This is a genomic window from Mycobacterium hippophais (assembly GCF_027529605.1).
GTDB lineage: Bacteria > Actinomycetota > Actinomycetes > Mycobacteriales > Mycobacteriaceae > Mycobacterium > Mycobacterium arseniciresistens.
The window spans coordinates 151,969-176,526 of the sequence record NZ_JAPZPY010000010.1 but is presented as its reverse complement, the minus strand read 5'-3'; the positions used below and the strand labels follow the sequence as shown (position 1 = coordinate 176,526).

General features: G+C 66.9%; 22 protein-coding genes and 1 pseudogene. 12 read left to right on the top strand and 11 right to left on the bottom strand.

From position 1 onward, the window contains the following. The 6 genes from O6P37_RS20630 to O6P37_RS20605 are packed head-to-tail and all read left to right on the top strand — an operon-like array spanning position 1 to position 5,767. Positions 1 to 1,215 (top strand): lipid-transfer protein, encoded by a 1,215-nt coding sequence (locus O6P37_RS20630; protein ID WP_269895826.1) that lies wholly within the window; start codon positions 1 to 3, stop codon positions 1,213 to 1,215. A gap of 21 nt (positions 1,216 to 1,236) precedes the next feature. After that, complete coding sequence (locus tag O6P37_RS20625) at positions 1,237 to 1,668, top strand: type II toxin-antitoxin system Rv0910 family toxin (protein WP_269895825.1); 432 nt, start codon at positions 1,237 to 1,239, stop codon at positions 1,666 to 1,668. Between the two features lie 40 nt (positions 1,669 to 1,708). Continuing rightward, entirely contained in the window at positions 1,709 to 2,587 is an 879-nt protein-coding gene (locus O6P37_RS20620) for an SDR family oxidoreductase (protein WP_269895824.1), read from the top strand. Further along, the gene (locus tag O6P37_RS20615) at positions 2,587 to 3,456 is read left to right on the top strand and encodes an alpha/beta fold hydrolase (protein WP_269895823.1); all 870 of its coding nucleotides are present in this window, start codon (positions 2,587 to 2,589) and stop codon (positions 3,454 to 3,456) included. Before O6P37_RS20620 ends, O6P37_RS20615 begins: the two co-directional genes overlap by 1 nt. After that, the gene (locus O6P37_RS20610; protein WP_269895822.1) at positions 3,453 to 4,601 is read left to right on the top strand and encodes an acyl-CoA dehydrogenase family protein; all 1,149 of its coding nucleotides are present in this window, start codon (positions 3,453 to 3,455) and stop codon (positions 4,599 to 4,601) included. Before O6P37_RS20615 ends, O6P37_RS20610 begins: the two co-directional genes overlap by 4 nt. 35 nt (positions 4,602 to 4,636) lie before the next feature. Continuing rightward, complete coding sequence (locus tag O6P37_RS20605; RefSeq protein ID WP_269895821.1) at positions 4,637 to 5,767, top strand: CaiB/BaiF CoA transferase family protein; 1,131 nt, start codon at positions 4,637 to 4,639, stop codon at positions 5,765 to 5,767. Positions 5,768 to 5,795: 28 nt separating this feature from the next. Here the strand turns inward: O6P37_RS20605 and O6P37_RS20600 are convergent, their stop codons facing one another. The 6 genes from O6P37_RS20600 to O6P37_RS20575 form a co-directional block, all read right to left on the bottom strand. Further along, entirely contained in the window at positions 5,796 to 7,214 is a 1,419-nt protein-coding gene (locus O6P37_RS20600; RefSeq protein ID WP_269895820.1) for an SDR family NAD(P)-dependent oxidoreductase, read from the bottom strand. Positions 7,215 to 7,284: 70 nt separating this feature from the next. Continuing rightward, positions 7,285 to 8,979: a glycoside hydrolase family 13 protein gene (locus O6P37_RS20595; RefSeq protein WP_269895819.1), complete on the bottom strand. Its 1,695-nt coding sequence runs from the start codon at positions 8,977 to 8,979 to the stop codon at positions 7,285 to 7,287. Then, the gene (locus O6P37_RS20590; RefSeq protein ID WP_269895818.1) at positions 8,976 to 9,980 is read right to left on the bottom strand and encodes a glycosyltransferase family 4 protein; all 1,005 of its coding nucleotides are present in this window, start codon (positions 9,978 to 9,980) and stop codon (positions 8,976 to 8,978) included. Before O6P37_RS20590 ends, O6P37_RS20595 begins: the two co-directional genes overlap by 4 nt. A 98-nt stretch (positions 9,981 to 10,078) precedes the next feature. After that, complete coding sequence (locus O6P37_RS20585; RefSeq protein WP_269895817.1) at positions 10,079 to 11,701, bottom strand: sensor domain-containing protein; 1,623 nt, start codon at positions 11,699 to 11,701, stop codon at positions 10,079 to 10,081. A gap of 118 nt (positions 11,702 to 11,819) precedes the next feature. Next, positions 11,820 to 12,560 (bottom strand): alpha/beta hydrolase, encoded by a 741-nt coding sequence (locus O6P37_RS20580; protein ID WP_269895816.1) that lies wholly within the window; start codon positions 12,558 to 12,560, stop codon positions 11,820 to 11,822. A 95-nt stretch (positions 12,561 to 12,655) separates the two neighbouring features. Beyond that, positions 12,656 to 13,450, bottom strand: coding sequence for an SDR family NAD(P)-dependent oxidoreductase (locus O6P37_RS20575; protein WP_269895882.1), 795 nt, complete (start codon positions 13,448 to 13,450; stop codon positions 12,656 to 12,658). Between the two features lie 121 nt (positions 13,451 to 13,571). Between O6P37_RS20575 and O6P37_RS20570 the strand changes: the two genes are divergently transcribed. Next, the gene (locus O6P37_RS20570) at positions 13,572 to 14,996 is read left to right on the top strand and encodes a dihydrolipoyl dehydrogenase family protein (protein ID WP_269895815.1); all 1,425 of its coding nucleotides are present in this window, start codon (positions 13,572 to 13,574) and stop codon (positions 14,994 to 14,996) included. A gap of 21 nt (positions 14,997 to 15,017) precedes the next feature. Here the strand turns inward: O6P37_RS20570 and O6P37_RS20565 are convergent, their stop codons facing one another. The 3 genes and pseudogenes from O6P37_RS20565 to lnt form a co-directional block, all read right to left on the bottom strand. After that, positions 15,018 to 16,127 carry a transglycosylase family protein gene (locus tag O6P37_RS20565; protein ID WP_269895881.1) on the bottom strand — a complete coding sequence of 370 codons (1,110 nt, stop codon included), beginning with the start codon at positions 16,125 to 16,127 and terminating at the stop codon, positions 15,018 to 15,020. Positions 16,128 to 16,292: 165 nt separating this feature from the next. Continuing rightward, positions 16,293 to 16,580: pseudogene (locus O6P37_RS20560) on the bottom strand (transposase); the annotation flags it as partial. Between the two features lie 187 nt (positions 16,581 to 16,767). Then, positions 16,768 to 18,294 carry an apolipoprotein N-acyltransferase gene (gene lnt, locus O6P37_RS20555; protein WP_408633215.1) on the bottom strand — a complete coding sequence of 509 codons (1,527 nt, stop codon included), beginning with the start codon at positions 18,292 to 18,294 and terminating at the stop codon, positions 16,768 to 16,770. Between the two features lie 94 nt (positions 18,295 to 18,388). Between lnt and O6P37_RS20550 the strand changes: the two genes are divergently transcribed. The 4 genes from O6P37_RS20550 (at position 18,389) to O6P37_RS20535 (ending at position 20,783) form a co-directional block, all read left to right on the top strand. Then, the gene (locus tag O6P37_RS20550) at positions 18,389 to 18,907 is read left to right on the top strand and encodes a hypothetical protein (protein ID WP_269895813.1); all 519 of its coding nucleotides are present in this window, start codon (positions 18,389 to 18,391) and stop codon (positions 18,905 to 18,907) included. A 188-nt stretch (positions 18,908 to 19,095) separates the two neighbouring features. After that, entirely contained in the window at positions 19,096 to 19,515 is a 420-nt protein-coding gene (locus tag O6P37_RS20545) for a hypothetical protein (RefSeq protein WP_269895812.1), read from the top strand. 101 nt (positions 19,516 to 19,616) lie between these two features. Beyond that, the gene (locus tag O6P37_RS20540) at positions 19,617 to 19,826 is read left to right on the top strand and encodes a hypothetical protein (protein WP_269895811.1); all 210 of its coding nucleotides are present in this window, start codon (positions 19,617 to 19,619) and stop codon (positions 19,824 to 19,826) included. Between the two features lie 363 nt (positions 19,827 to 20,189). Then, complete coding sequence (locus O6P37_RS20535) at positions 20,190 to 20,783, top strand: TetR/AcrR family transcriptional regulator (RefSeq protein ID WP_269895810.1); 594 nt, start codon at positions 20,190 to 20,192, stop codon at positions 20,781 to 20,783. A gap of 133 nt (positions 20,784 to 20,916) precedes the next feature. Here O6P37_RS20535 and O6P37_RS20530 read toward each other — a convergent pair whose 3' ends face one another. Continuing rightward, positions 20,917 to 21,795, bottom strand: coding sequence for an enoyl-CoA hydratase (locus O6P37_RS20530; protein WP_269895880.1), 879 nt, complete (start codon positions 21,793 to 21,795; stop codon positions 20,917 to 20,919). 95 nt (positions 21,796 to 21,890) lie between these two features. On the opposite strand from O6P37_RS20530, the gene O6P37_RS20525 reads away from it, so the two are divergent. Then, the gene (locus tag O6P37_RS20525; protein ID WP_269895809.1) at positions 21,891 to 22,745 is read left to right on the top strand and encodes an alpha/beta fold hydrolase; all 855 of its coding nucleotides are present in this window, start codon (positions 21,891 to 21,893) and stop codon (positions 22,743 to 22,745) included. Positions 22,746 to 22,833: 88 nt separating this feature from the next. Here O6P37_RS20525 and O6P37_RS20520 read toward each other — a convergent pair whose 3' ends face one another. Continuing rightward, entirely contained in the window at positions 22,834 to 24,456 is a 1,623-nt protein-coding gene (locus O6P37_RS20520) for a flavin-containing monooxygenase (protein WP_269895808.1), read from the bottom strand. Positions 24,457 to 24,558: the final 102 nt, after the last annotated feature.

Sequence of the window (24,558 nt, the reverse complement as noted above, 5' to 3'; positions counted from 1 at the left end):
GTGGCGAAAAACCGAGTCTTCATCGTCGGCGTCGGGATGACCAGGTTCGAGAAGCCGGGCGCCCGAGCGGACTGGGACTACCCCGACATGGTCAAGGAATCCGGCACCAAAGCGCTCGAGGACGCCGGCATCGGCTTCGATCTGATCGACGAGGCGCACGTCGGATTCATGTACGGCGAGTCGACGTCGGGACAGCGGGCCGTGTACGGGCTCGGGATGACGGGGATCCCGATCACCAACGTCAACAACAACTGCGCGACCGGGTCGACCGCACTGTTCCTGGCGGCCCGCGCGATCCGTGGCGGACTCGCCGATTGCGCCCTCGCCGTGGGCTTCGAGAAGATGCAGCCGGGGTCGCTGTCGACCAGTTACACCGACCGCGAACAGCCGTTGATGCGGCACATTCAGGCCGAGGCCGAGCTCTTCGACTTCGCGTTCCCGCCCGCGCCCTGGATGTTCGGCGCAGCAGGCGTCGAACACATGCAGCGCTACGGCACCACCACCGACCAGTTCGCGAGGATCGGCGAGAAGAACCACCGGCACTCGGTGAACAACCCCTACGCCCAATTCCAATCGGAGTACACCCTCGAGGAGATCAAGTCGGCGAAGATGATCTATGAACCGGCGCAGCTGACCCGGCTGCAGTGCTCGCCGACCTCCGATGGCTCAGGCGCAGTGATCGTCGCGGGCGAGGCATTCGTCGACGCTCACGGACTGGCCGGCCAAGCGGTCGAAATCGTCGGGCAGGCCATGGTCACCGACCTCGAGTCGACCTTCACCGACAACAGTGCGATCAGCATCGTCGGCGCAGACATGACCCGCCACGCCGCATTCGAGGTGTACGACCAGGCCGACATCGGTCCCGAGGACATCGACGTGATCGAATTGCACGACTGTTTCTCGGTCAACGAGTTGCTGACCTACGAAGCGCTCGGTCTGTGCGCGCAGGGCGAGGGCGGCAAGCTCATCGACACCGGCGACACCACCTACGGCGGACGATGGGTCGTCAACCCGTCCGGCGGGCTGATCTCCAAGGGCCATCCACTCGGCGCGACGGGTCTCGCCCAAGCCAGTGAGCTCACCTGGCAGTTGCGGGGCACCGCAGGCAAGCGCCAGGTCGCCGACGCGTGCCAGAAATCGGGAGTCGCTCTGCAACACAACATCGGGCTCGGCGGCGCCGTCGTCGTGACCGCCTACCGCCCAGCTGAACGCTGAAACCGACAAAGGAGACATCACATGGCAAAGGTCGACGTGACAAAGGACATCGCCGCCCCACAGGAGCAGGTGTGGGCAAAGCTGTCGAATCCCAGCAGCTATCCCGACTGGCTGACCATCCACGACGGATGGCGGGGCGACGTGCCCACCGAGGTGAGCCAGGGAAGCACCTTCACCGAGATGTGCACCGTCATGGGGATGACCAACAAGATCGACTGGACCGTCAGCGAGTACGCGGCGCCATCGGCGCTGAAGATCTCGGGTACCGGCCTCGCCGGAGCCAAGATCTCTTTCACGATGACCGTCGAGGCCGACGGTGACCACTCGAAAGCCAACATCGACGCCGAATTCGAAGGCCAGATGGTCGTCGGCGCAATCGGCAAGGCCATCGAGCGCAGCGCCCGAAAAGAGGTCGAGGCCTCACTGGAAAGGCTCGGCGCACTCGTCGCCTGAGCACCTTCACCGACTCCACATCCCTGAAAGGACTCCTACTGTGGGCACATTGGACGACAAAGTCGCCGTCATCACCGGCGCCGGCCGAGGAATCGGCCGCTCGCACGCACTGCTCTTCGCCAGGGAAGGCGCCGCGGTCGTCGTCAACGACCTCGGCGGCGGCAACGACGGCAGCGGCTCCGACGCCGGTCCGGCCCAGGATGTCGTGGACGAGATCAGGGCCACCGGGGGACGCGCGGTGGCCAACACCGACAACGTCGCCACGTGGGACGGCGCGCAGGCTCTCGTCGATCAGGCCGTGGCCGAGTTCGGCAGGCTGGACGTCGTCGTGAACAACGCAGGCATTCTCCGGGATTCGTTCGTCGCTTCGATCACAGAATCGGAATGGGACTCGGTGGTGGCGGTGCACCTCAAGGGACACGCCGCCGTGTTGCACCACGCCGCCGCGTATTGGAAGGCACAGTTCAAAGCCGGGCAGCCGGTGAAGGCATCGGTGATCAACACCGCCTCCGCATCCGGCACCTTCGTGGTGAACGCCGGGCAGGCCAACTACGGTGCCGCCAAAGCCGGCATCGCCGCACTCACCCAGGTCGCCGCGCAGGAACTGGAACGTTACGGCGTTCGGGTCAACGCGATCGCGCCGGTGGCCCGCACCCGCTTGACACTGGCGACTCCCGGTATGGGTGCCATCTTCGCCGCCGAGGTACCCGAGGGCGAGTTCGATCTCTTCCACCCGGACAACATCGCCCCGATCGTCGCCTACCTTGCCGGCGACGAATGCTCGCTGAGCGGAGAGGTATTCGCCGTCCAGGGTGGTGCCATCTCGAGGCTCGCGCCGATGCGGATCGGCGAGACCACCGAGACCGACGGAGCGTGGGAGATCGACGATATCCACAAACGTCTGAGTGCCTGGTCCTGATGCCGGCGTCGTTCATCGACGAGCGGCGCGCGACGTATGCCGGGTTCGAAACGCGCGAACTGGCGGTCACGGGGACCGGGTGCACTGTCATCCTCGTGCACGGATTCGCCCACAGTGCCGATGCCTGGCTCTCGGTGCTGGAAGTGCTTCACGACGCCGGACAGGCGGCGGTCGCTGTCGATCTGCCCGGCTTCGGGGACGCCGATGCTCTGCGTCCAGGGGCATTGCTGCCGCAACTCGACGCGTTCCTCGCCGAGGTGGTTCACCGGTACGGGGCGAACGATCCGGCTGTCCTGGTGGGAAATTCGCTCGGCGCCGCGGTGGCGGCGCGAGCAGCCCGCAACCCGGGCCTCCCGATCCGCGCGGTGATGCCCCTCGACATCGCCGGGGTGCGCTGGACATTGCTCCTCGCTCGCGGGTTACCCCCGATCGTGGCATCGACGCGGCGCCTGTCCAGCGTTCGGGTTCCGCCCCGCGCACACCGCGCGTTGGTCCACAATGCCGTGGCCCGGCTGCTGTACGGCCAGCCCTCTGCCATCGATCCCGCGGTGGTGGCGCTTGTCGTCGCCGGTATCCCCGACCTGGCAGCAGCGTCGCGGCTTCTCCAGCAGGGCGCGCAGTTCAAGGCCGAACTCGACCGCACGCGCCACCACGGCGGGATCGGCATCCCGATGACCGTGATACACGGCCTCCGCGACCGCCTGGTGCCGTCGACGGCCAGCCGTGTCCTGCACCAGGCGAACCCGGGGAGCCGACTGGTTCTCCTGAAGCGCGCCGGCCACTGCCCACAGCTGGATGCACCGAACGACATAGCCCACCACGCGTGCGAATTAGCACGCATCACAACCGATATGGAGGAGATCTCGTGACCAGGCACCGTTCCGGTTGGATGGACAAAGACCTCGATCAAGTATCCGAACTGGCCCGAAACTTCTTCACCAAGGTCTGCGCTCCCCATGAGGAACGTTGGAGCAAGCAGCAGCACGTCGACCGGGACGTCTGGTTCCGCGCCGGCGAAGTCGGTCTGCTGTGCGCCAGCATTCCGGAGGAGTACGGCGGAGGCGGCGGCACATTCGCCCACGAGTGCGCCATCGGCATCGAACAGGTACGAGCACTCGCGCCGAGTTTCGGTGGGGCGGTGCACAGCGCGATCATCGCGCACTACATCAATGCCTACGGTACGGAGGAACAGAAGCAACGGTGGCTGCCGAAGATGGCCGGCGGCGAGATGATCGCAGCGATCGCGATGACCGAACCCGGCACCGGGTCCGATCTGCAGGGCATCAAGACCAGGGCCGACAAGGACGGCGATGACTACGTCATCAACGGTTCCAAGACGTTCATCTCGAACGGTTTCCTCTGCGACCTGGTGATCGTGGTGGCCAAGACGGCGCACGCCGGTGGTATCGGCGATGTGTCGCTGATCGTGGTGGAGACCGAGGACCTGCCCGGCTTCAGCCGCGGTCGGAACCTCGAGAAGGTTGGTCAGCACGGGCAGGACACCGTCGAGCTGAACTTCACCGACGTCCGGGTTCCGCTGACCAACCTGCTCGGCACCGTTGAGGGGCAGGGGTTCATCCAGCTGATGCAGCAGCTTCCCCAGGAGCGGCTGATCCTCGCCGTCTCCGCGGCGGCGGCCGTCGAGGCCGCCGTCGAGGTGACCGTCGCGTACGCCAAGGAGCGCACCGCGTTCGGGAAACCGCTCTTCGGATTCCAGAACACGAAATTCGTGCTGGCCGAATGCGACACGGTCGCCACGGTGTCCTGGGCCTTTCTCGACGACTGCGTCGAGAAGCACCTCGCCGGCGAACTGGACATAGCCGGGGCGGCCAAAGCCAAGTGGTGGCTGACCGAACAGCAGTGCATCGTCGTCGACCGCTGCGTTCAGGTGTTCGGCGGCTACGGCTACATGGTCGAGTACCCCATCGCGCGGATGTACGCGGATGCCCGCATACAGAAGATCTACGGCGGCACCAGCGAGATCATGAAAGACCTCATCGCGCGAAGCCTCTGACGGACAGAATTCTCCGACAACGAAAGTGACACGCCGTGGGCCCTCTGACCGGAGTGAAAGTCATCGAGATCGCCAGCCTCGCGCCGGCACCGTTCGGTTGTACGATCCTGGCCGACCTGGGCGCAGACGTACTACGCGTCGACCGGGCGGGCGGCGGCGGCCTCGCCATGCCACCCGGGGTCCTCGATCGAGGTCGTCGCAGCATCGCGGTGAACCTGAAGTCGCCCGAGGGCGTGCAGGTGGTCCGCGACCTCGCCGCGGTCGCCGACGTCTTCGTCGAGGGATTTCGGCCCGGAGTCGCCGAACGTCTCGGGATCGGGCCGGCTCCCCTGCTCGGGATCAACCCGCGGCTGGTGTACGGGCGAATGACGGGCTGGGGCCAGGACGGGCCGCTGGCCCAACGGGCCGGCCACGACATCAACTACATTGCGGTCGCGGGCGCGCTGGAGCCCGTCGGCCGAGCGGGACAGCGTCCACACGCGCCGCAGAACCTGCTGGCCGACTTCGCAGGAGGAGGACTGATGCTGGCCCTCGGCGTCGTCTCGGCTCTCTACGAGCGCGACAGATCCGGAGAAGGCCAGATCGTCGATGCGGCAATGGTGGACGGCGCGGCCCTGCTCACCACGTTCTTGCACGGCATGCACGCCAACGGCTTGTGGGAAGGCGAACGCGGCACCAATGCGCTGGACGGCGCCGCATCCTTCTACGACACCTACGAGACGTCGGACGGAAAGTTCGTGGCCGTCGGTTGCGTGGAACCGCAGTTCTACGCCGAACTGATGAGCCGATTGGGTCTCGACGAGCACGAGCAGCCATACCAACTCGACGCCGCCGCGTGGCCGCGGATGAAGAAGCTCATCGGCGACACCTTCCGGCGGAAGACACGCGCGGAGTGGACCGAGATCTTCGCCGACTCGGATGCCTGCGTATCACCGGTGCTTTCGCCGTGGGAGGCGCACGAGCATCCGCACAACCGCGCCAGGGGCGCGTTCGTGGAAGTCGGCGGCGTGCTGCAGCCTGCGCCGGCGCCTCGGTTCAGCCGCACCACCGCAGGGCACCCCGTCCCGATCGACCACGGCGGCCGTCACCCGGCTCGCACTCTCACCAGTTGGGGCATCAATGAGGCGGAAGCCGTGCGCCTTCATGAAACGCAAGTGGTGTCCTGACGAGCGACGGCCTCGACTGGCGTGGCAGCTACCAGTTGCTCGGCGAGTAGTCCTTCAGGAAGCAGCCGTGCAGATCTTCGCCGGCCTCACCGCGGACGATGGGGTCGTATACACGGGCGGCGCCGTCGACGAGGTCGAGCGGGGCGTGAAAGCCCTCCTCGGCGAGCCGCAGTTTCGTCGGATGTGGCCGCTCGTCGGTGATCCAGCCCGTGTCGACGGCGGTCATGAGAATGCCGTCCTGCTCCAGCATTTCGGCGGCGCTGGTGCGGGTGAGCATGTTCAGCGCGGCCTTCGCCATGTTGGTGTGCGGATGCCCCGGCCCCTTGTACGCGCGGCTGAACTGCCCCTCCATCGCGGACACGTTGACGACGTACGTACGGCGGGCGGGTGAGGCGGCCATCGCCGGGCGTAGGCGGCTCACCAGGATGAACGGCGCGGTCTGGTTGCACAGCTGGACCTCGAGCAGTTCCATCGCGTCGACCTCGTGCACGCGCTGGGTCCAGCTGTTGACCGACGCTGTGTCGGGCAGCAGCCCACCCGCGTCGATGGCGGTGCCCGCGGCGATCCGCTCCGGGGACGCGCTGCGGGCGGCGAGAGCGAGTTCCGTCACCGCGTGGGGGGCCGGGTGCTCGGAGAGGCTCCCTGCGAGTGCAGCCGGATGGGCGTCGCTGACGCGGTCGAACGTGATGACGTCGACCAGTGAAGGCGCCGGGGTCCGCTCCGCTTCGACGAGTGCCGCATACGAGCCGGGGGCCCGGCGCACCGTCTGGGCGGCGTTGTTGATCAGGATGTCCAGCGGGCCCTGCGCGGCGACGCTGTCCGCGAGCGCGACCACCTGCGCGGGGTCCCGGAGGTCGATACCCACCACGCGGAGCCGGTGCAGCCAGTCGGCGCTGTCGGGCATCGCGGAGAAGCGGCGCACGGCGTCGTTCGGGAATCGGGTGGTGATCGTGGTGTGCGCCCCGTCGCGGAGCAGTCGCAACGCGATGTACATGCCGATCTTGGCGCGACCACCGGTGAGCAGTGCGGTCCTGCCGGTCAGGTCGGTGCGGGCGTCGCGCTTCGCGCGGTTGAGCGCGGCGCACGCCGGGCAGAGTTGGTGGTAGAACGCGTCGACCACCGTGTAGCGGATCTTGCACATGTAGCAGGCCCGCGGCCGGAGCAATGTGCCCGCGGTGGCGCCGACCGCAGCAGACACCAGCGGCAGGCCCTGCGTCTCGTCGTCGATGCGGCCGGGCGCACCGGTGGCGGTAGCGGCGGTGACAGCCTCGTCGGCGGCCGCCACTGCATCGCGCTTGGCGTGCCTGCGGGCCTTCCGCACCGACTTGAAGATGCTCGCCGTCGCCCGGCGCACGGCCACGGCGTCGGGATGCTCGGGGGGCAACGACTCGATGTCGGCCAGCACCTGCAGGCACATGTCGAGCTTGTCCGGGTCGATCGCGTTCACCAACAAAGAGTACTGGTCGGAAACCGCCGGTCCCGCACACGCACGACGCGGCCGAATGGCCCGTCGCCCGTCAGGTCACATGGGTCGAGTAGATTCGCGCGTCCCAGCCGGCGAGTTCGAGGCACGACGACAGCATGGTGACCGGGGTGTCCGGCATGTTGCCGAGCAGCAGCTCGGCCGCAGTCCATTCCCGACCGACATCGACGGTCCGCCGATCGCGCCCGCAGTTCGCGATCACGAGAATCCTCATCGCCGGGGTGGTTCTCGTGTAGGCCCAGATCTGCGGATCCTCCGTCATCAGCGGTGTGAAGTCGCCGTCGAACAGGACGGCCGACTCGTGACGAAGCCGAATGAGGGCCTGGTAGTGCGCGAAGACCGAATCAGCCGAATCGACCTGGTTCTCGGCGTTCAGCCAGACGTGGTTGGGGTTGACCGGCAGCCAGGGATCACCGTCGCTGAATCCGGCGTTGCGATCTGCGTTCCACTGCATCGGCGTCCGGGCGTTGTCACGGCTGATCTCGGCCATACCGGCAAGCGCAACCGCCTCGTCGTTGCCGAGTTCGAGCACACTCCTCAGATAGTTGACGGCCTCGATGTCTTTGTGGTCCTTCGCCGTTCGGAACGGATAGTTCGTCATCCCGAGTTCCTCGCCCTGGTAGACGAAGGGGGTGCCCCGCATCCCGTGCAGAACGGTCGCGAGCGCCTTGGCCGATGCGGCCCAGTGGTCCGGGTGGTCGTCGCCGAACCGGGACACGACGCGCGGCTGGTCGTGGTTGTTCCAGTACAGACTGTTCCAGCCTGTTTCGGCCAAGGCCGCCTGCCATCGATGCAGCGATCGCTTCAGGACGACGAGGTCGAGACCGATGTAGTCGAACTTGTCCGAGGGGCTCTGGTCAACCGACATGTGCTCGAACTGGAAGACCATGTCGAGCTCGCCGCGTGCCGGATCGGTGTACAGCCGCGCTTGTTCCGGCGTCACGGCGGGCATCTCTCCGACAGTGAGGAACTCGCCGTCGCGGCTTCCGAAGACCTCGCGGTTCATCTCGGTGAGGTAGTCGTGCACGTGCGGCCCGTTGGCGAAGAGGTCGATGGCACTTGCGAATGTGCGCCCCGGCTCCGTTGCGGCGTCGGGCAGTCCGTCGGCCTTGGAGATGAAATTGATCACATCCATGCGGAAGCCGTCGACTCCACGGTCGAGCCACCAGCCCATGACCTCGTGAACAGCACGCCGAACTTCGGGGTTCTCCCAGTTGAGGTCGGGTTGCCTTCGGTCGAACAGATGCAGGTAGTACTCGCCGGTGGCCTCGTCCAGCTCCCACGCCGAACCTCCGAAGACCGACGCCCAGTTGTTGGGTTCTCTGCCGTCACGAGGCTGCCTCCACACGTACCAATCCCGCTTCGGGTGGTTGCGTGACGACCGGGACTCGACGAACCAGGGGTGCTCGTCGGAGGTGTGGTTGACCACCAGATCCATCACCAGCTTCATGCCGCGTTCGTGCACCTCGGCCAGCAGGGTGTCGAAATCGGCGAGCGTGCCGAACATCGGATCGATGTCGAGGTAGTCGCTGATGTCGTAGCCGTTGTCCGCCTGCGGCGAACGGTATACCGGCGACAGCCAGATCACGTCCACCCCGAGCTTCCGCAGATAGTCGAGCCGGGCGAGGATGCCGACCAGATCGCCCATCCCGTCACCGTTGGAGTCGACGAAGCTGCGAGGGTAGATCTGGTAGACGACAGCGGACTTCCACCACGCGGCTGACGTCACGGCCGTTCGCCGATCACGTTGCGGTACAACGATACATACTTGTCGACCATGGCAGTGACCGTGAAATGCTGCGCTGCGTGGCTGGCGATTCCGTGCCGATCGAGCCCACCTGCGGCCGCCACCGCGGTCACCGCCGAATCGATGTCGTCGACCAGGAAGCCGGTGACACCGTCGACGATCAGCTCGCCCATCGACCCCCTCGAATTCGCGATGACCGGTGTGCCACAGGCCATCGACTCGACGACGCTGTAACCGAACGGCTCGTCGAAGTCGATCAGGTGGAGCAGGGCATGCGCCCCTCCCAGCACGTCGGCGCGCTCGGATGCATCGACAGCACCGAGGTAACGCACACGCTCACCGTCTATGTGCGGCGCGACCTCGTCACGAAAGTACCGCTCATCCTGGATGATTCCGGCGATGTCGAGCCGGCGGCCACACCGGCGGGCGACCTCTATCGCGTGCGCGGTGCCCTTGTCGGGGTGGATCCGCCCGAAGAACAGCAGGTGCTCGCCGGGGCTCGGGTGCACCGCGAACGCGTCGATGTCGATGCCGTGATGGATGGTGGCGGCGTAGCGCAGGTCCGGGTGTCGATCGGCGTCGCTGATCGACACGTAGGCGGTGGTGCGGTCGTAGCGCTCGTACACGGGGACGATCTGGTGCGAGGAGAACCCGTGGACGGTGGTGATCACCGGTGTCGCGACGAGGTCACTGTAGGTCAGCGGCAAGAAGTCGAACCCGTTGTGGATGATGTCGAACTGGTCTGCCCGCTCGAACACCGAGGCGATGTGCAGGCACTCTGCGACCTTGGGTTCGATCGTCGCATCTTCGGACCAGCCGGATCGCACGGTGGCATGCAGATGCGCCGTCGTTATCGAGTCTGCGGTGGCGAACAGCGTCACCTCGTGGCCGGCCGCGACGAGTCCTTCGGTGAGCAGCGAGGCGAACTGCTCCCATGGCCCGTAGTGACGAGGGGGCGTCCGCCAGGCGATGGGCGAGAGCACAGCTATTCGCAGGGGGCCGCCGGCACAGGTCTGGATAGGAATGCGACCAGGCTACGCGGACTCCTGCCCTCGAGCCGCCACCTGCTGCCGGCGCCGCGTCACTGACTCCGTCGGCCCCGCGTGCGTTTGGCCTCGTACATCGCCTGGTCGGCGTCGCGCAGAAGCTGGTCGGCCGTTCGCCGATCCGATCGGCCGACCTCGACCACACCGATGCTGGCGCCGATCGGGCCCTGCCCGGCGGGGACGGCGAGCGCCGCGTGCAGACGGTTCACCAGGTCGTCGAGATCGGCGGACGTCGCAGCCCGACATACCAAAACCACGAATTCATCACCGCCCCAACGTCCGACGACGTCGTCGGGAGCGACGGTGCGGCGCAGCCGTTCTGCGGTGGTGCGTAGCACCTGATCTCCGGCCTCGTGACCGTGCGTGTCATTCGTCGTCTTCAGGTGATCGACGTCGATGAAGAGCACGGCCCGCAACCGGAAGTCGCCCGAGTCCCCGCTCAGAGCGTCATTGATGCGCAGGAGCACCGCGGCGCGGTTGGGCAGAGACGTCAGACCGTCGTGAGTGGCGAGAAATTTCATCTCCTCGGCCTCGGCACGTTGCGCAGTGACATCGGTGAAGGTGATGAGCATGTCCGAGCGCCCCGGCTTGTCGGGATCGAGCAGCCGGCAGCTCGACAGGATCCACCCCCTGCCCTGCGGGCGGTCCCACCCGTACACCCGGTTGTCGAACGACATACCTGTACGGAGTACCGCGAGAGCCGGACGGTCCTCTGGCGCGATGGGCGCGCCGCCCTCGTCGTAAAACGGGTGTCTCTCGGTCACGTCGAAGAAATCGACACCCACGAGGTTCGTTCCCTCGGGTGCACCCAGGATCCGCAGGCCGGCGGGGTTGATGGACTTGATGGTGCCGTCCTTGTCGGTAACGATCAGGCCTTCGATCATCGACGTGACGACGGCTTCGAAGTGCTGTTCCGCGCGGTGCAGTGCGGTCAGGTCGCAGCACACCAGGACGTATCCCTCGGCCATCGTCGCGGCGGAGACCCGCACATCGAGGAGGTGGCCCTCGGCCGAGCAGTGTTGAGCCTGGACGACGCCGCCGGACGCGACGATCCAGGCGGGCCTGAGATCTGCGCCGACCGCGACGGCGACGGGCAGTCCCACCGCGTCGGCCGCGGAGCGCCCGTAGATGGCCTCGGCCGCCGGATTCCAGCTGGTCACCGCGCCGTCTGCGGTGGTGCCGATGATGGCGTCGCTGACATGGTTGACGAGTGCGGCCTGTTTCCTGAGCGCCGCCTCGGCGGCGTGCCGCACACTCACGTCCCGGGTGATGATCTGCCATGCGTCGGCGTCATCCGACCCCAGCCTTACCGCGACGACCTCGACCGCGAGCGTGGTGCCGTCGCTGCGCTTCAACTCGGCCGCAAGGTGCGGCGAGCAGTCGCCGGGGTTCACGACGCCGGCAAGATCGGCGAGCATCGGGACCAGCGACTCGGCCGTGACGAAGTCGCTGATCGGGCGGCCCACGAGCTCGGCGCTCGTGTCGGCTCCCATCAGTCGCACACCGGCCGGGTTGACGTAGATGACGCGCGCGGCTGCTGTCACGCAGATTCCGTCGGGGCTCTGCTCGATCAGTTGCCGGTACCAGTGCTCACCCGACCGCAGCAGCTTCCCGTCGGCCCCTGGCGCGAGCATCGACGGGGGCAGCGGGTCGGACATAGATCACCAACGTACCGGCCAGCCCTTTGCCAGGATAGACACGGGCGAATATCATCCCGATGATCTCTGCTGCTGAGCCGCGATTCCGCAGCCGTCGCCGACACCGAGGGGCAATTGCTCACACCCCTGCGTCCGTCAGCCAGCGAAGAACCGGTGGCGCGACCCGGTCGACCGCCGACGCGGCCACGATCCAGTGCGGCAGGTCAGGATGCACCTGATGCTCGGCGCCGTAGCGCTTCGCGATCCGGCGCGAGATCCATGACGCGACGTTGCGGTCGGCGCCGCCGCTGACGCACAACACAGGACACGTGACATCCGCCGCCCTCACCCGGGTCGGGGCCGCCCCGAGCGACATCTGACGGAAAACGCGTCCGGAGTCGCGAACCAGCTCGGGGATGAGCTGTTCCTGCTCGGCCGGCGGAAGCGTCACCAGCGGCACGTTGCGCATCGTGCGCGGACTGGGCAGGAACGGGCGGCCACGCAGCAATGCCGGAAGGATCGGCATCAGATACGGCGTCATCCGCGGCTGAGTCCACAGGATCCCAGGCGGCACGGATGCGAGGAGCACGAGCGCGACGGGTTCGCGCTCCGCGGCGATCTTCTGAGCGAGGAGGCCGCCCATGCTGTGACCGATGACGATGGTCGGTTCGCCGAGCGCGTCGTAGGCCGCCGAAGCGACCGCGAAGCATTCCGGGATGCCCGTCCGTGTCAAGGTCGCGTCGTCGGAGGGGTCTCGTCCGGGCAGCGTCGGCGTGATCACGCGGTAACCGGCGGACTGCAGGACGTCGACCCACGGTCGCATCAGCGCCGGCTTGCCGAATACGCCGTGCAACAACAGAACCGGTGGCTTCGTGGTCATCGGCATGTCACCCTCTTGCTTCGCGTTGTCCTGCACAAGGGCAGTGTCGCTGATCGTGGTGCGCCGCGCCATTACATGAGAGGTAATGGCGGTGGCTACTGCGCCAGGTATCCGCCGTCGACGGGCAGTACCGCGCCAGTGATGAACGAGGCGTCGTCGGACGCGAGAAAGACGATGGCGCTTGCGACTTCGCCCGGTTCGCCGAGACGGCCCATCGGGTGCATGCGTTCGATCGCCGCCAGATACTCCGCGCCACCCGGCTCGTCCGGAATCCGCCTGACAGCGTCGGTCCGGATCGTTCCGGGGGCCACGGCGTTGACTCTGATCCCCCGGTCCGCCCATTCGACCGCCAGGTGTTTGGTCAGGCCGGTGGCGACGAACTTGGCGGGCCCGTAGGCCGCCTGCCGCTTCTGTCCGGCCAGTCCGGAGATCGAGGAGAGGCAGACGATGGCGCCGCCACCGGTCGGCAGCATCGCCTCGATCGCGAACTTGCAGGTGAGGAACATGCCGCGGCCGTCGATGGCCATCACGTCGTCCCAGTCGGCGGCCGTCATCTCCAGCACGTCGCCGAGCGGGATGACGCCGGCGTTCGCCACCAGCACATCGAGCCGCCCGAAGCGCTCGGCCGCCGCCTCGATCATCCGCCGGGCGTCCTGCTCGATCGAGACGTCGCCGATGACCGTCTCGACTTCCGCGCCGGCGTGCCGCAGTTCGTCGGCGAACGCCAGCAACGGCTCGCCCTGAACGTCGGTCACGATCAGGCGCGCGCCCTCGCGCGCGAACAGCTCGGCGGTCGCCCGACCGATGCCGAATGCCGCGCCGGTGATCACCGCGGACTTCCCGACGAGGCGTCCTCGTCCCTGGGCTGTCTCCGCGTCACTGATGGTCACGCCCGAAGCGTACGGGGCTGTTCGACGCCAAAGCCCGCGAATCTGCGGTGACACCGTCACTATTCAGGGACGGCATCGGGTCCTGCCGATGCACCCACGTCCGCGGAGAGGTTTGGTCGACATGCGTGTTGTCGTCATCGGAGGTGGCCCCGCCGGTGTGTCCGCCGCATTGCACGCCGCCGGGCTCGGCGCGGAGGTCACGCTCATCGAGCGGGGGCGAGTCGGTGGAACCGCACTGAACAGCGGTCCGGCACCGGTGCGCACCCTGGCTCGCGCCGCAAGGCTGGTGCGGGACTGGAGTTCCTGGGAGAGGTTCGGTCTGCACGGGCCGCGACCCGAGGTCGACCTCGCCGCGACCCTCGGCAACGCGCAGCGGGTGGCCGACTATCTGTACGAGCGCAAACGGCTCGCAGACCACATCCGCTCCGCCGGAGTCGATCTCGTCGAGGAGGCCGGCGACGCCCGATTCGTCGACGCCAACACCGTCGCCGCGGCCGACGGGCGCAGATGGACCGCCGATCGGGTGATCATCGCCGTCGGGGGCAGGGCGGGGCGACTGCCGATTCCCGGAGCCGAACTCGGCCTGACCTATGAGGACGTCCGCAGCCTGACCGCCCTGCCCGATCGGGTTTGCGTCATCGGAGCCGCCGATACCGGCTGCCAGCTCACGTCGATCCTCGCCGACTTCGGCTCTGTCGTCACGCTCGTCGAGTTCGCGCCCCGCATCGTGCCGCGATCTGATGCCGACGTCTCGGCCGCGCTGGACCACGCTTTTCGCGGCCGTGGCATCAGCGTCGTCACCGGCGCTGCCGTGCACCGGATCGACGCGCTCGCTTCCGGTGTGCGCGTTCTCTACCGCGTCGGCGACGAGGAGGGCACGGTCGACGTGGACGCGGCGTTCTTCGCGGTCGGATGGCCCGGCAACGCCGATGTCGTCGACGCCGCCGCGGCCGGTCTGGTCACCGAGCGCGGCTACGTGGTGGTCGACGAGCACACGGCCACGAACGTGCCGCACATCTTCGCCGCCGGTGATGTCGACGGGAACAGCATGGTGATCAGCAGCGCCACCCTCGAAGGCCGTGTCGCGGCAGAGAACGCGGTGCTCGGCCGGCGTCGCAAGGTGGTGCACGAGATCGTTCCCGGCGGCAGTTTCACCAATCCCGAATACGGCAGCGTCGGGCTCACCGAGGAGCAGGCCCGTGCGCGCTATGACTGCACCGTCGCCGTGGCCCGTTACGAGGACATGCTGCGGCCCGTCGCCGATGGACACCCGGAAGGGTTCTGCAAGTTGATCGTCGAGACCTCGCGTCGGCACATCGTCGGCGCGCACGTGCTCGGCGAGTACTCCGCCGAGGTCATTCAGATGGTGGCGGCCTGCATGGCGGCGGGGATGCGGGTCGAGGACGTCGCCGAACTGCAGTTCGCCTTCCCCACGTTCACCGAAGGAGTGAGCCAGGCCGCGCAGATGGTGGTCAGCCGGCTCGGCGTCCGTCCGGTCCCCCATCTGTGGACCCGCCTGAGTTCCATGCCGTCGGATCTGGAGTAGCCGGATGGGCCGTCTAAATGGTCAGCGTCGCACTCTGGTGCTGCATACCGGCCAGGCGCCCCAGCCCTGGTTCGCACGAGTGACCTCGGCGATCGCGATCTGCTCTTCTCGAGTGGCCAGGTCGGCCCGCGGCGCATATCGCAGTCCACCGTGGCCCACCCAGGTGCTCTGTGTGAACTGCACACCACCGTAGAAGCCGTTGCCGGTGTTGATGGCCCAGTTGCCGCTAGATTCGCACGAGGCGAGCGCGTCCCATGTGGCGCTGTTGCTCACCGGCGGCACCTGGGTGCCCGGCTTGGCACCCACCCGCTGTACCTGCGCCAGGGCGGGTGTCACGACATTGTGAGCGACCAGTCGTCGGCCGACCTCGCGCCCGTTGACCGTCGAGACGGCAAAGGTGACCTCCTGGGTGCCAGGCCTTCCGCGGTGCTCGACGACGCGGCGGCTGAGGTTCATCGTCGGGTCGTGGATGCGCCGCAGCGGCGCCTGCAGGGCCGTGCGCGCGGCGACCTCGTGGGTCCTGATGCGGGTCACCACGATCCGCATGCCCGCGCTGACCGGCGTAGACGCCGGGGGCACCACCTTGTCGTCCTGCTGGAGCGGCGCGCCGGCGGCTGTCAGCAGATGCCCCACGGTGGTTGCCGCCAGGCGTCGATCGCCGGCCATGCCGCCGTCGATGATGTGCACCTGTTTCGGGCTCACCAACGGCAACGCCATGCCGGCCAACGGCAAACGGCCGGCACGAGACGCCGCAACGGGCGCATGGTCGCTCATCGACAGCTGCTCGAGTGCCTCATCAACCGTCAAGGCGGTCGTCCACACCTGCTTGTCTGGTTGACCGTCGATCGACACCTGCAGCGGGCGACCACGTCGCAGCACGATGGTGTCGGACTGATGGATCCGCTGATCGGCGCCTGGCTGGAGCTCGTCGTGCTCGCCAACGGCGAAGCCGTTTTCCCGCACCACGTCGATCACGCGCGACTTCATCGTCGATACCGTCGTCGACCCGTCGTCAACCGACAGCGTGACGCGCTTGTGCACCGCCACGGCGGAGCCGCCCGCGAACATCAACGCCGACAAGAGTGCGCCGACCAGCGCACGTTGCACCTTCGATGTTCCAGTGGCCGTGATCTGCGCTGCACTCCACGTCGCGTCCTCGGCCGTGTCGGTGCGTTCGGCGTCGGCCAGCAGGGTCGCGACCTTCTCGGCCAGGCTGTTCGTCGTCCCGTTCAGCGCGATCCGGCCCAGCCGGAGCACACCCGCTGCCCGGCACAACACCAACGCCTGCACGAAAAGCGGCTTCAGCGCAGACAAGTGCCGCCTACGGAACCGTGCGATCTCTCGATGGTCCAGGATCTGCCCTGCGGCCAGCCACCGGAAACACGCGTCATCGACACACTTGCGTTCGATCAGCCGCGACGAGCGCACCCCGGTGGCGTAGCCATAGAGCAGGACGCCCAACAGCAGACGCGGATCACACGGCGGCGTGTCACGCCCATCGGCGTAGGCGGCCCGAATGGGGGCGAGTTCCAAGTGCTCGTCGACCAAGTCCGCAATCAACCGGGCCAGTTGCTCGGAGGGCATCCCGCCGTCCAGCGTCGGCGCCGGCGATGATCTCCGAAGGCGGGCGGATAACCGGAACAGTCTGTTCCACAGCGGATTTCGACCCCGCGAGACGCGAATCTGCCCGCTGATCAAGACTGGCTCGAACAATCCACCGTCACAGGGTTCATCAGCCATCAATCATGCCCCCGAATCGATTCGGAGCCGGTCATCCCGCCCGGCGTGTTGAGCGCCTAGACCGCAGGGTCGCTATGCCGATGGCGCCGGCGAGGATGGAAAGCGCCAACGCCAATACCCAGTTGCCGAACCGTTGGAATGCGGTGGTGTGTGAATCGAGCGGGACCTCCACCACGATCGCGCCGCGTTCGGTGGCGGGGTACCAGGCGAGTTGTCGGCCTCGTGCGTCGAAGGCAGTGCTGATTCCTGACAACCCGGTGTGAACCGCCGGGTGACCCACCTCCGCGGCGTGTACCGCGGCCTGGCTGGCCAACTGCGCCTGCGCCCAAGTTCCCTGGTAGGTCGAGGTGGAGCTCTGATACACCAGCAGCTGCGCGCCGCGCTGCACCTCCCCGCGGGGAAGATCGGAGAAGGTCGTCTCGAAACTGATCAGCGGTCCGATCGCGAGCCCCCCGACGGGCATTTCCGGGTCAGCACCCGCCGGCCCTCCGGTGTGCAACACGACCTGTCCACTGCCGCGCCGTCGGTCCTCGGCCGCCGCCTCGGTGTGCCGGGTCGCCCAACCGAGCAATGGCCGCAGCGGCACGTACTCGCCGAATGGCACCAGCCGCGTCTTCGAATACGCGCCGCGCGATCCGTTCGGTCCGATGAGGACCGACGACTTGGAGATCCCGCCCGTGCGGTCACGGGCGTCGACGTTGACGAGCAGGTCCGCGCCGACCCGTCGGGACAATGCCGCGAGGTGCGCCATGGCCTCCGGCTCTCCGGTGAGATCAACCCCGACGCTGCTCTCGCCCCAGACGACCACATCGAGACGCCGGCCCGCGAGAGCCGCAGTCAACGCTTCGCCGGCCGCCTGACGAGCGGCGGAGTCCTCGATGTCGCCCGGCTGAACAAGCGCCACCCGTACCGTCGACCCGGCCGCAGGAGCCGGTCCCAGCCAGAACCACGCCGGGCCGAGTCCCGCACACGCCAGTGCCACCGCTGCCGCGATGACGCGGACGGACACGCGCCGATGCAGGATCACACCGGCGATCGCGGTGTTCGCGCCGACGATCAGGAAACTGGTGAGCCACACGCCGCCGAGTGAGGCCGAGGCGAGTGTGGCCGGCTGATTCCACTGCGACGCGCCGAGCAATGCCCATGGACCACCGAGACTCGGCCAGGATCGCACCGCTTCGGCCATCACCCATGCACTCGGCAGCACCACCATGGCCGCGAGGGTCCCGCGGGTCGTGATCGGTTCGCGCAGAAGCAGATACGCGGCCAAGCCCCACGGCAGCCACAACGCGCCGAGTCCGATGGCCAGGACGATCAGCAGCGGACCGGCACTCGGCAGCAGCCAGTACTGGGTGGCCGATACGTAGCCGGCCATACCGCAGCACGCCCGCAGAGCGGCCACGCGGGCGGTCGGCGCCGCACGCACCACCAACAGCAGCGGGACGATGCCGAACCACGCCAGCCACCACCACGACAGCGCGGGGAACGCAAGCGCCGGCAGCGCGCCGGCGAGCACTGCCGCAGCGAGGCCTGACCACGTTCGGCTCAAAACACGCACCGCCTATGCGTCACTCGACGTGTCCGATCCCGTCGGCTGGTCGGTCACCCAACCCCAGTCTGCCGGGTGCCTGGCGCGCTACGGTGGATCGACCATGCAGGTCTTGACCGCTCCTGCGAGTTTCGGTCACACGGACTGCGAGCGCATCCTCGGCGCCGCGCTGGCGCAGCCCGTCCTGGCCGTCACGAGCCTGGCGTACGTCGCCGCCGGGATGACCGTGCTGTGCTGGGCAGTGCGGTGGAGGGCGCCGCTCGCCGGTGCTGCCGGAGCGGCGCTCGTGGCGGTCGGGGCAGGCAGCGTCGCCTACCACGGGCCCCAGCCGTCCTGGGCCGAGCCCGCGCACGACTGGCCGATCGTCGCCGCGGCAGCGGTGTACGCCGCCGTTCTCGCCCGGAGCCGGCGGCCGGGATGGCGGTCGGCCTGGGCGGGAGCGGCCGGGGTCTTCGCGCTGGGAGTGGCCGCCTACGCCGCAGGACGCTCGGGATCGCCGCTCTGCCGACCCGACAGCCTCTGGCAGTTCCACGGCGCCTGGCACGTCCTCTCTGGGGCTGCGGCCGTGTTGGCCGCCCGTGCCATGGCGCCGCACCGAGCGCCTTCGGACATGTCCCCGTGACGTCGAACCGGGCCCCGGCGGCGCCGCGCGGGACGAACCAGCATGCCGGCCGGCCGCCGAAGTGTGCCACCCGCAATTTATCGAAACTGTGATCGCCAGCAACGTTGACAGGGTCTAATGACAGCACACGAGCAGCACCAATTATCTGACGCGTCAAATATCAGCAAACGCAAGGTATTCGCAGCCCGGTGGCCGCGGCGGACAAAGGAAACGACATGAACACCAGCAAGATGATGACGCGCACCGTCGCCGGGGCGCTGATCTCGGGTGCTGTCGCGGCGGCCGGTTTGGGACTGGGCGCGGGTATCGCCGCCGCCGAGAATCCCGCCGGCAGGTGGTGCCCAGGCCAACCGGTTCCGCTGGGGCCGTTGGCGGACTTCGACTGGGACGAGAACGTCTGCCACGACTTCTGGTACGTCCCCTTCGGGGAAGGCAACGTCCCCATCACGAACATTCCCACCGGCGAACCGGTGAAGAGCCATATTTGGATCGGTTCCCCACCCGGGCGGACGCCACCTCCACCGCCCGCAGCACCGGCACCGGGTTCCTATTGCGCGACCAACCCGGTTGGATGCCATTTCTTCGGCCCGTATGGACCGGGTTCATAGCCGCTTGAAGAGATGGCGCCGGGTCGGCGACACCATGAACGCCCGAAACAGAACCAGGTCAGAGACTGTGTCTCGGTCTCGGTGTTGCCGCAGCTACGTTCATGACCGGCATCGCGTTCGGGGCAAGCCCGCTTGCCAGCGCACTTCCCGAGGGCACCATCACGTCCGAATGCAAGTCCGCGCTAGGCAGGTACGAGACGGGCGTAGGACCGGACGGCAACAGGTACTCGGATTGCACCTATACAGACGTCGGCGGTGGGCTGCACATCGACCAGTACAAGAACGGCAAGTACACGGGCACGGTTGAGTAGGGCGAATCGCGATCAGCCCAACTCCACGGACCGGGCCAATACTCGTACAGCGGGCCAGGTTTTTCGTCCTGGCCCGCGTCGTTTGTGGGATGCCGGGAATCGAACCAGACGCTGAAACGCGATGAGCTGGGCGAACGCCTCAGATCACCCGCCAAACGACGCAAACTGACTCGAAGCCCGGGCAACATCCCGATGACCGGAAGGCGACAGTCGGTCAGAGCGTCTCGCCCCTTAGCGTCAAGAGATCACCGCCGCCTCGAGGTGCGACGCCACTGCGCGGCTGGAACGCCACAAGCTAGGAGGAGTGTCGTCATTCCCAGAGAGCTTCGTCTGATCGACGGCCGCCGGCAATCGGTAGAACCGATGACCGACCAGGTGGCAATCAACAGGGAAGCGCTTCCGGCGGTGCCGTCGAAACGGGGACCCCGACGTGAGCGCATCGTCGCCTCGGCACTCGCGCTCGCCGCTGAGGGCTACGACGCCGTCCACATGCGAACGGTTGCCGAAGACGCGAAGGTAGCGACCGACACGGTGTACCAGCACTTCACGTCGAAGGACGACCTGCTGGTTGCGGCGCTCGATCGCTGGCTGACCACCTTCGAACCGGCATCCGAATCCGGATGGCAAGCAGTCACCGAGCCGTCACGTCAGCTGTCCCACGTGCTGGAGGTCCTCACCCGGCGGCTGTGGGGTAACCCGCTCTGCGCGGATGCGTTGATGCGCGCGTACCTCTCGTCCGACAATTCGGCAGCATCAGACGTGGATCAGGTTCGCGACACCTTGACGCGCATCTTCACCTCGGCCATCAGCCCTCGTCCGGCACCGGCGGAACAGACCGAGATCGCCGGCCTGGTTGCCGACGTATGGGTATCGAACATGCTCGCCTTGGTGCAGGGCCGCGCGACGACGGCCGAGGCAGGGCAACGTCTACTACGAATCGCCAGAGCGCTCAGCTGATCTGACAGCGGCGACAGCTTTCCTTCTGTTCGGTTCCCGTGATCGGGTGTCTAGATGCCGGCGCGTGCAGCAACTTGTGCGCGAACACCCCGATCAGCGCCTCGACCGGAGCGTTGCTCGCACCGGCGCCGGATCAATTCTCCCTACCCGGTTGAACATTCCTGGCGCCCCGAGGTGCCGCCATCGCCTTGACATCCATATCTCCGAGTGAGCCCTGTCCTACTTCGGCATTGTGAGCATGCGCGAAGTGGTGCAGCCCGAACACCGAGTCGATTCCGTTGCGCAGACCCATCTGGTCCTCACATTGGTTGACCGCCTTCTTGGTGAGGGCCAACCCGAACCGCGGCATCGTCGCAATCCGCGACGCGAGCTCGAACGTCGCGCTTTCTAGGGCGTTCCTCGCCACAATCCGATTGACCATGCCGACCTCGTAGGCACGTCGAGCATCGAATCGGTCACCGGTGTAGAGGAACTCCTTCGCGAACCGCGGTCCGAGCACCCATGGGTGCGCGAAGTACTCCACGCCGGGAATCCCCATGCGAACGACGGGATCGGAGAAGAAGGCATCGTCGGCGGCGATGATGAGGTCGCAGACCCAGGCGAGCATGAGTCCGCCGGCGATACACGCCCCGTGCACCATGGCGATCATGGGTTTCGGAATCTCCCGCCAGCGCCGGCACATTCCGACGTAGACCTCAATCTCGCGGGCGAAGCGCTGGTCTCCCCCGGGCTTGTCGACGTGGTCCCACCACAACACCGCCCGGTTGTCGTAGGTGACGTGGTGGTCCCGCTCCGGTGTGCCGATGTCGTGTCCGGCGCTGAAGTGGTCGCCCGCGCCGCCCAGCACGATGACGGCGACGTCGTCGTCCTCGACGGCCCGCTGGAAGGCGGCATCCAAGGCGTAGGTCATGACGGAGTTCTGTGCGTTGCGGTACCGCGGTCGGTTCATCGTGATGACAGCGATACGGTCACTCACCCGGTAAGTCACTACGTCCTGGTCATCGAGCACCATGTCATCGTGGACCGTCGCGAACACGACGTCAGACACGGCGTCCGCTGACCGGAAGTCGCCTACCTCACATCAGCGGCCGATGAAAGGCTTGAGCCATGACCACCGATCTCGAGATCCCTCTTCAGGAAGTGTCGACGCCGGCCGGAACGCTGCGCTACTACGACACCGGTACCGGCTCGCCGCTGCTGTTCTTGCACGGTTCCGGGCCGGGCGTCACGGGGTGGCGCAACTTCCGCGGCATCCTTCCCGCATTCAACAGCGACTTTCGTTGCCTCGTGCTCGAATTCCCCGGCTTCGGCGTGAGCGATGACCAGGGCGGGCATCCGATGGTCACCGCACAGGGTGTCGTCGCGCCCTTCCTCGACGCACTCGAGGTGGACCACGTCGACATCGTGGGCAACTCGATGGGCGGCGGGGTTGGAATCAATTTCGCCACCCACCATCCGGACCGCCTTCGGCGCCTGGTCACGATCGGCGGTATCGGGACGAACGTCTTCAGCCCCGGCCCCAGTGAGGGCATCAGGCTGCTGCAGGAGTTCACCGAGGACCCCACTCGTCAACGGCTCGTCGACTGGCTGTATTCGATGGTGTACGACCCCGAATTGGTGACCGACGAACTGATCGAGGAGCGCTGGCAACTGGCGACCGATTCCGACACGCTGGCCGCAGCGCGACGGATGTACGGAAAGGCGGCGTTCGCCCAGATGATGGCGTTCATGCGCAGTTCCGATGTGCCGTTGCCGTGGGCGCAGATGCACAAGGTGGCTGCGCCCACGCTGCTGACGTGGGGCCGTGACGACCGGGTCAGCCCACTGGACATGGCGCTGATCCCGATGCGCACGATCCCGAACGCCGAACTGCATGTGTTTCCCAATTGCGGCCACTGGGCGATGATCGAGGCGAAGGCGGCATTCGAGGCCACGGTCAGGTCGTTCCTGCTGCGCGAGTAGCGCGATTTCCGCGCGAGCAGACACAGAATCGCGTGGTTGCCTCTCGCAGCATGCGAATCTGCGTCTGCTCGCGGACCGGAGGTCGAACTCATCCGGACTTCAGCAGGGCGAATCCTTTGTATCCGGCGTCGGCGACCTCCGCGCAGATGTCAAGGTAGACACCGAATCCGCCGATGAACAGCATGAACACCCGCGGCTTCCCGGGCACGTTGGCGCCCATGTACCAGGAGTTGGCCTTGGTGAACAGCGTGGCCTCCGCGCGGCGGGCCAGCTCCATACCCCAGCCGTCAACGGCTTCCTTCGTCGCCTCGATGGCCGCGTACCCGTGATCGTCGAGGTGGCGGATACAGTCGGCGATCCAGTTCACATGTGCTTCGGCGTGCAAGACCATGTTGGCCAGCACGGCCGGCGCCCCTGGCCCGGAGACGACGAACAGGTTCGGGTAGCCGTCGACTCCGAGGCCGAGGTATGTGCGTGGCCCGTTGCGCCAGTCATCATTGAGCGTCTTACCGCCGCGCCCAACGATCTGCATCTTTCCGAGTGCACCGGTCATCGCGTCGAAACCGGTGGCCAGCACGATGGTGTCGACGTCGTAGTGCGCGTCAGAGGTGCTGATCCCGTCCGCGTCGATCGAGGTGATCGGGGTTCTGCGGACGCTGACCAGTTCCACGTTAGGGCGGTTGAAGGTTTGGAAGTAGTTGGTGTCGGTACAGATTCGTTTGGTGCCGATCGGGTGATCGGAGGGGATGAGCAGGTCGGCGACCTCGGGGTCCTCGATGACGGCCCTGACCTTCTCCTCGTAGAACTTACGGGCTTCCTCGTTGGCCGCCGAGTCGATCATTTGGTCCCGGAAAGTCTTGGAGAACAACACTCCACCGAGCTGCCAGCGCTTCTCGAAAGCGGCCCTGCGCTCCTCGTCGGACACCTCCATGGTGAGTTTCGGGTGCGCGATGTGCGGGGAGCCGCCGCCGCTCTGCCAGGAGAGCCGGCGCCGTTCGGCATAGGTGGCCTTGACCTGAGCGACGTCCTCGGCACTGAGCGGGCGATTACCGGCCGGCACGCTGTAATTGGGCGTCCGTTGGAACACGTAGAGCTGTTCGGCCTGGTCGGCAATGATCGGGATGGACTGCACCCCGGATGATCCGGTTCCGATTACCGCCACTCGCCGACCGGTGAAGTCGACTCCTTCGTGCGGCCAGTCGGCGGTGTGGTAGATCTTGCCGCTGAATGTGTCCAGTCCGTCGAACTGCGGAGTGAGCGCCGCCGACAGCGGGCCGGTGGCCATGAGACAGAACCGGGCGAAGATCACAGCGCCGGTGTCCGTCGTGACCGTCCACCGCAGCGAGTCCTCGTCGAGGACGGCCGAGGCGACCCTGGTGTTGAACGTGATGCCTCGGCGCAGATCCAGCTTGTCGGCGACCCAGTTGATGTAGCGCAGGATCTCGGCCTGGGTCGCATACTTTTCAGTCCACGTCCACTCCTGCTGGAGATCCTCGGAGAACGAGTAGCAGTAGTCGACGCTCTCGACGTCGCATCGCGCACCGGGATAGCGGTTGTAGTACCAGGTACCTCCGACGTCGGGCGCCGCCTCGAAAACCCGGACCGTCAGACCCTGTTCCCGTAGCTTGTGGAGAGCGTAGAGGCCGGCGAAGCCGGCGCCGACGACCACGGCATCGACGGCTTCGGGCAGCAGGTCAGCGGTGGTGGCCACGAGAGTCGAAGGTAGGCGTCCCGCACGCGCGGAGGGTGAGCCCGTCCCGGTCACCGGACGTCGCGATCGTGGCATCCCAGCCATCGGACTCGGAAGTCGCGC

Excerpts from the sequence above, each read along its gene's own strand:
- O6P37_RS20625 (WP_269895825.1), top strand. The coding sequence starts at position 1,237 with ATGGCAAAGGTCGACGTGACAAAGGACATCGCCGCCCCACAGGAGCAG.
- O6P37_RS20615 (WP_269895823.1), top strand. The coding sequence starts at position 2,587 with ATGCCGGCGTCGTTCATCGACGAGCGGCGCGCGACGTATGCCGGGTTC.
- O6P37_RS20585 (WP_269895817.1), bottom strand. The coding sequence starts at position 11,701 with ATGTCCGACCCGCTGCCCCCGTCGATGCTCGCGCCAGGGGCCGACGGG.
- O6P37_RS20580 (WP_269895816.1), bottom strand. The coding sequence starts at position 12,560 with ATGACCACGAAGCCACCGGTTCTGTTGTTGCACGGCGTATTCGGCAAG.
- O6P37_RS20570 (WP_269895815.1), top strand. The coding sequence starts at position 13,572 with ATGCGTGTTGTCGTCATCGGAGGTGGCCCCGCCGGTGTGTCCGCCGCA.
- O6P37_RS20550 (WP_269895813.1), top strand. The coding sequence starts at position 18,389 with ATGCAGGTCTTGACCGCTCCTGCGAGTTTCGGTCACACGGACTGCGAG.
- O6P37_RS20540 (WP_269895811.1), top strand. The coding sequence starts at position 19,617 with ATGACCGGCATCGCGTTCGGGGCAAGCCCGCTTGCCAGCGCACTTCCC.
- O6P37_RS20535 (WP_269895810.1), top strand. The coding sequence starts at position 20,190 with ATGACCGACCAGGTGGCAATCAACAGGGAAGCGCTTCCGGCGGTGCCG.
- O6P37_RS20530 (WP_269895880.1), bottom strand. The coding sequence starts at position 21,795 with ATGGTGCTCGATGACCAGGACGTAGTGACTTACCGGGTGAGTGACCGT.
- O6P37_RS20525 (WP_269895809.1), top strand. The coding sequence starts at position 21,891 with ATGACCACCGATCTCGAGATCCCTCTTCAGGAAGTGTCGACGCCGGCC.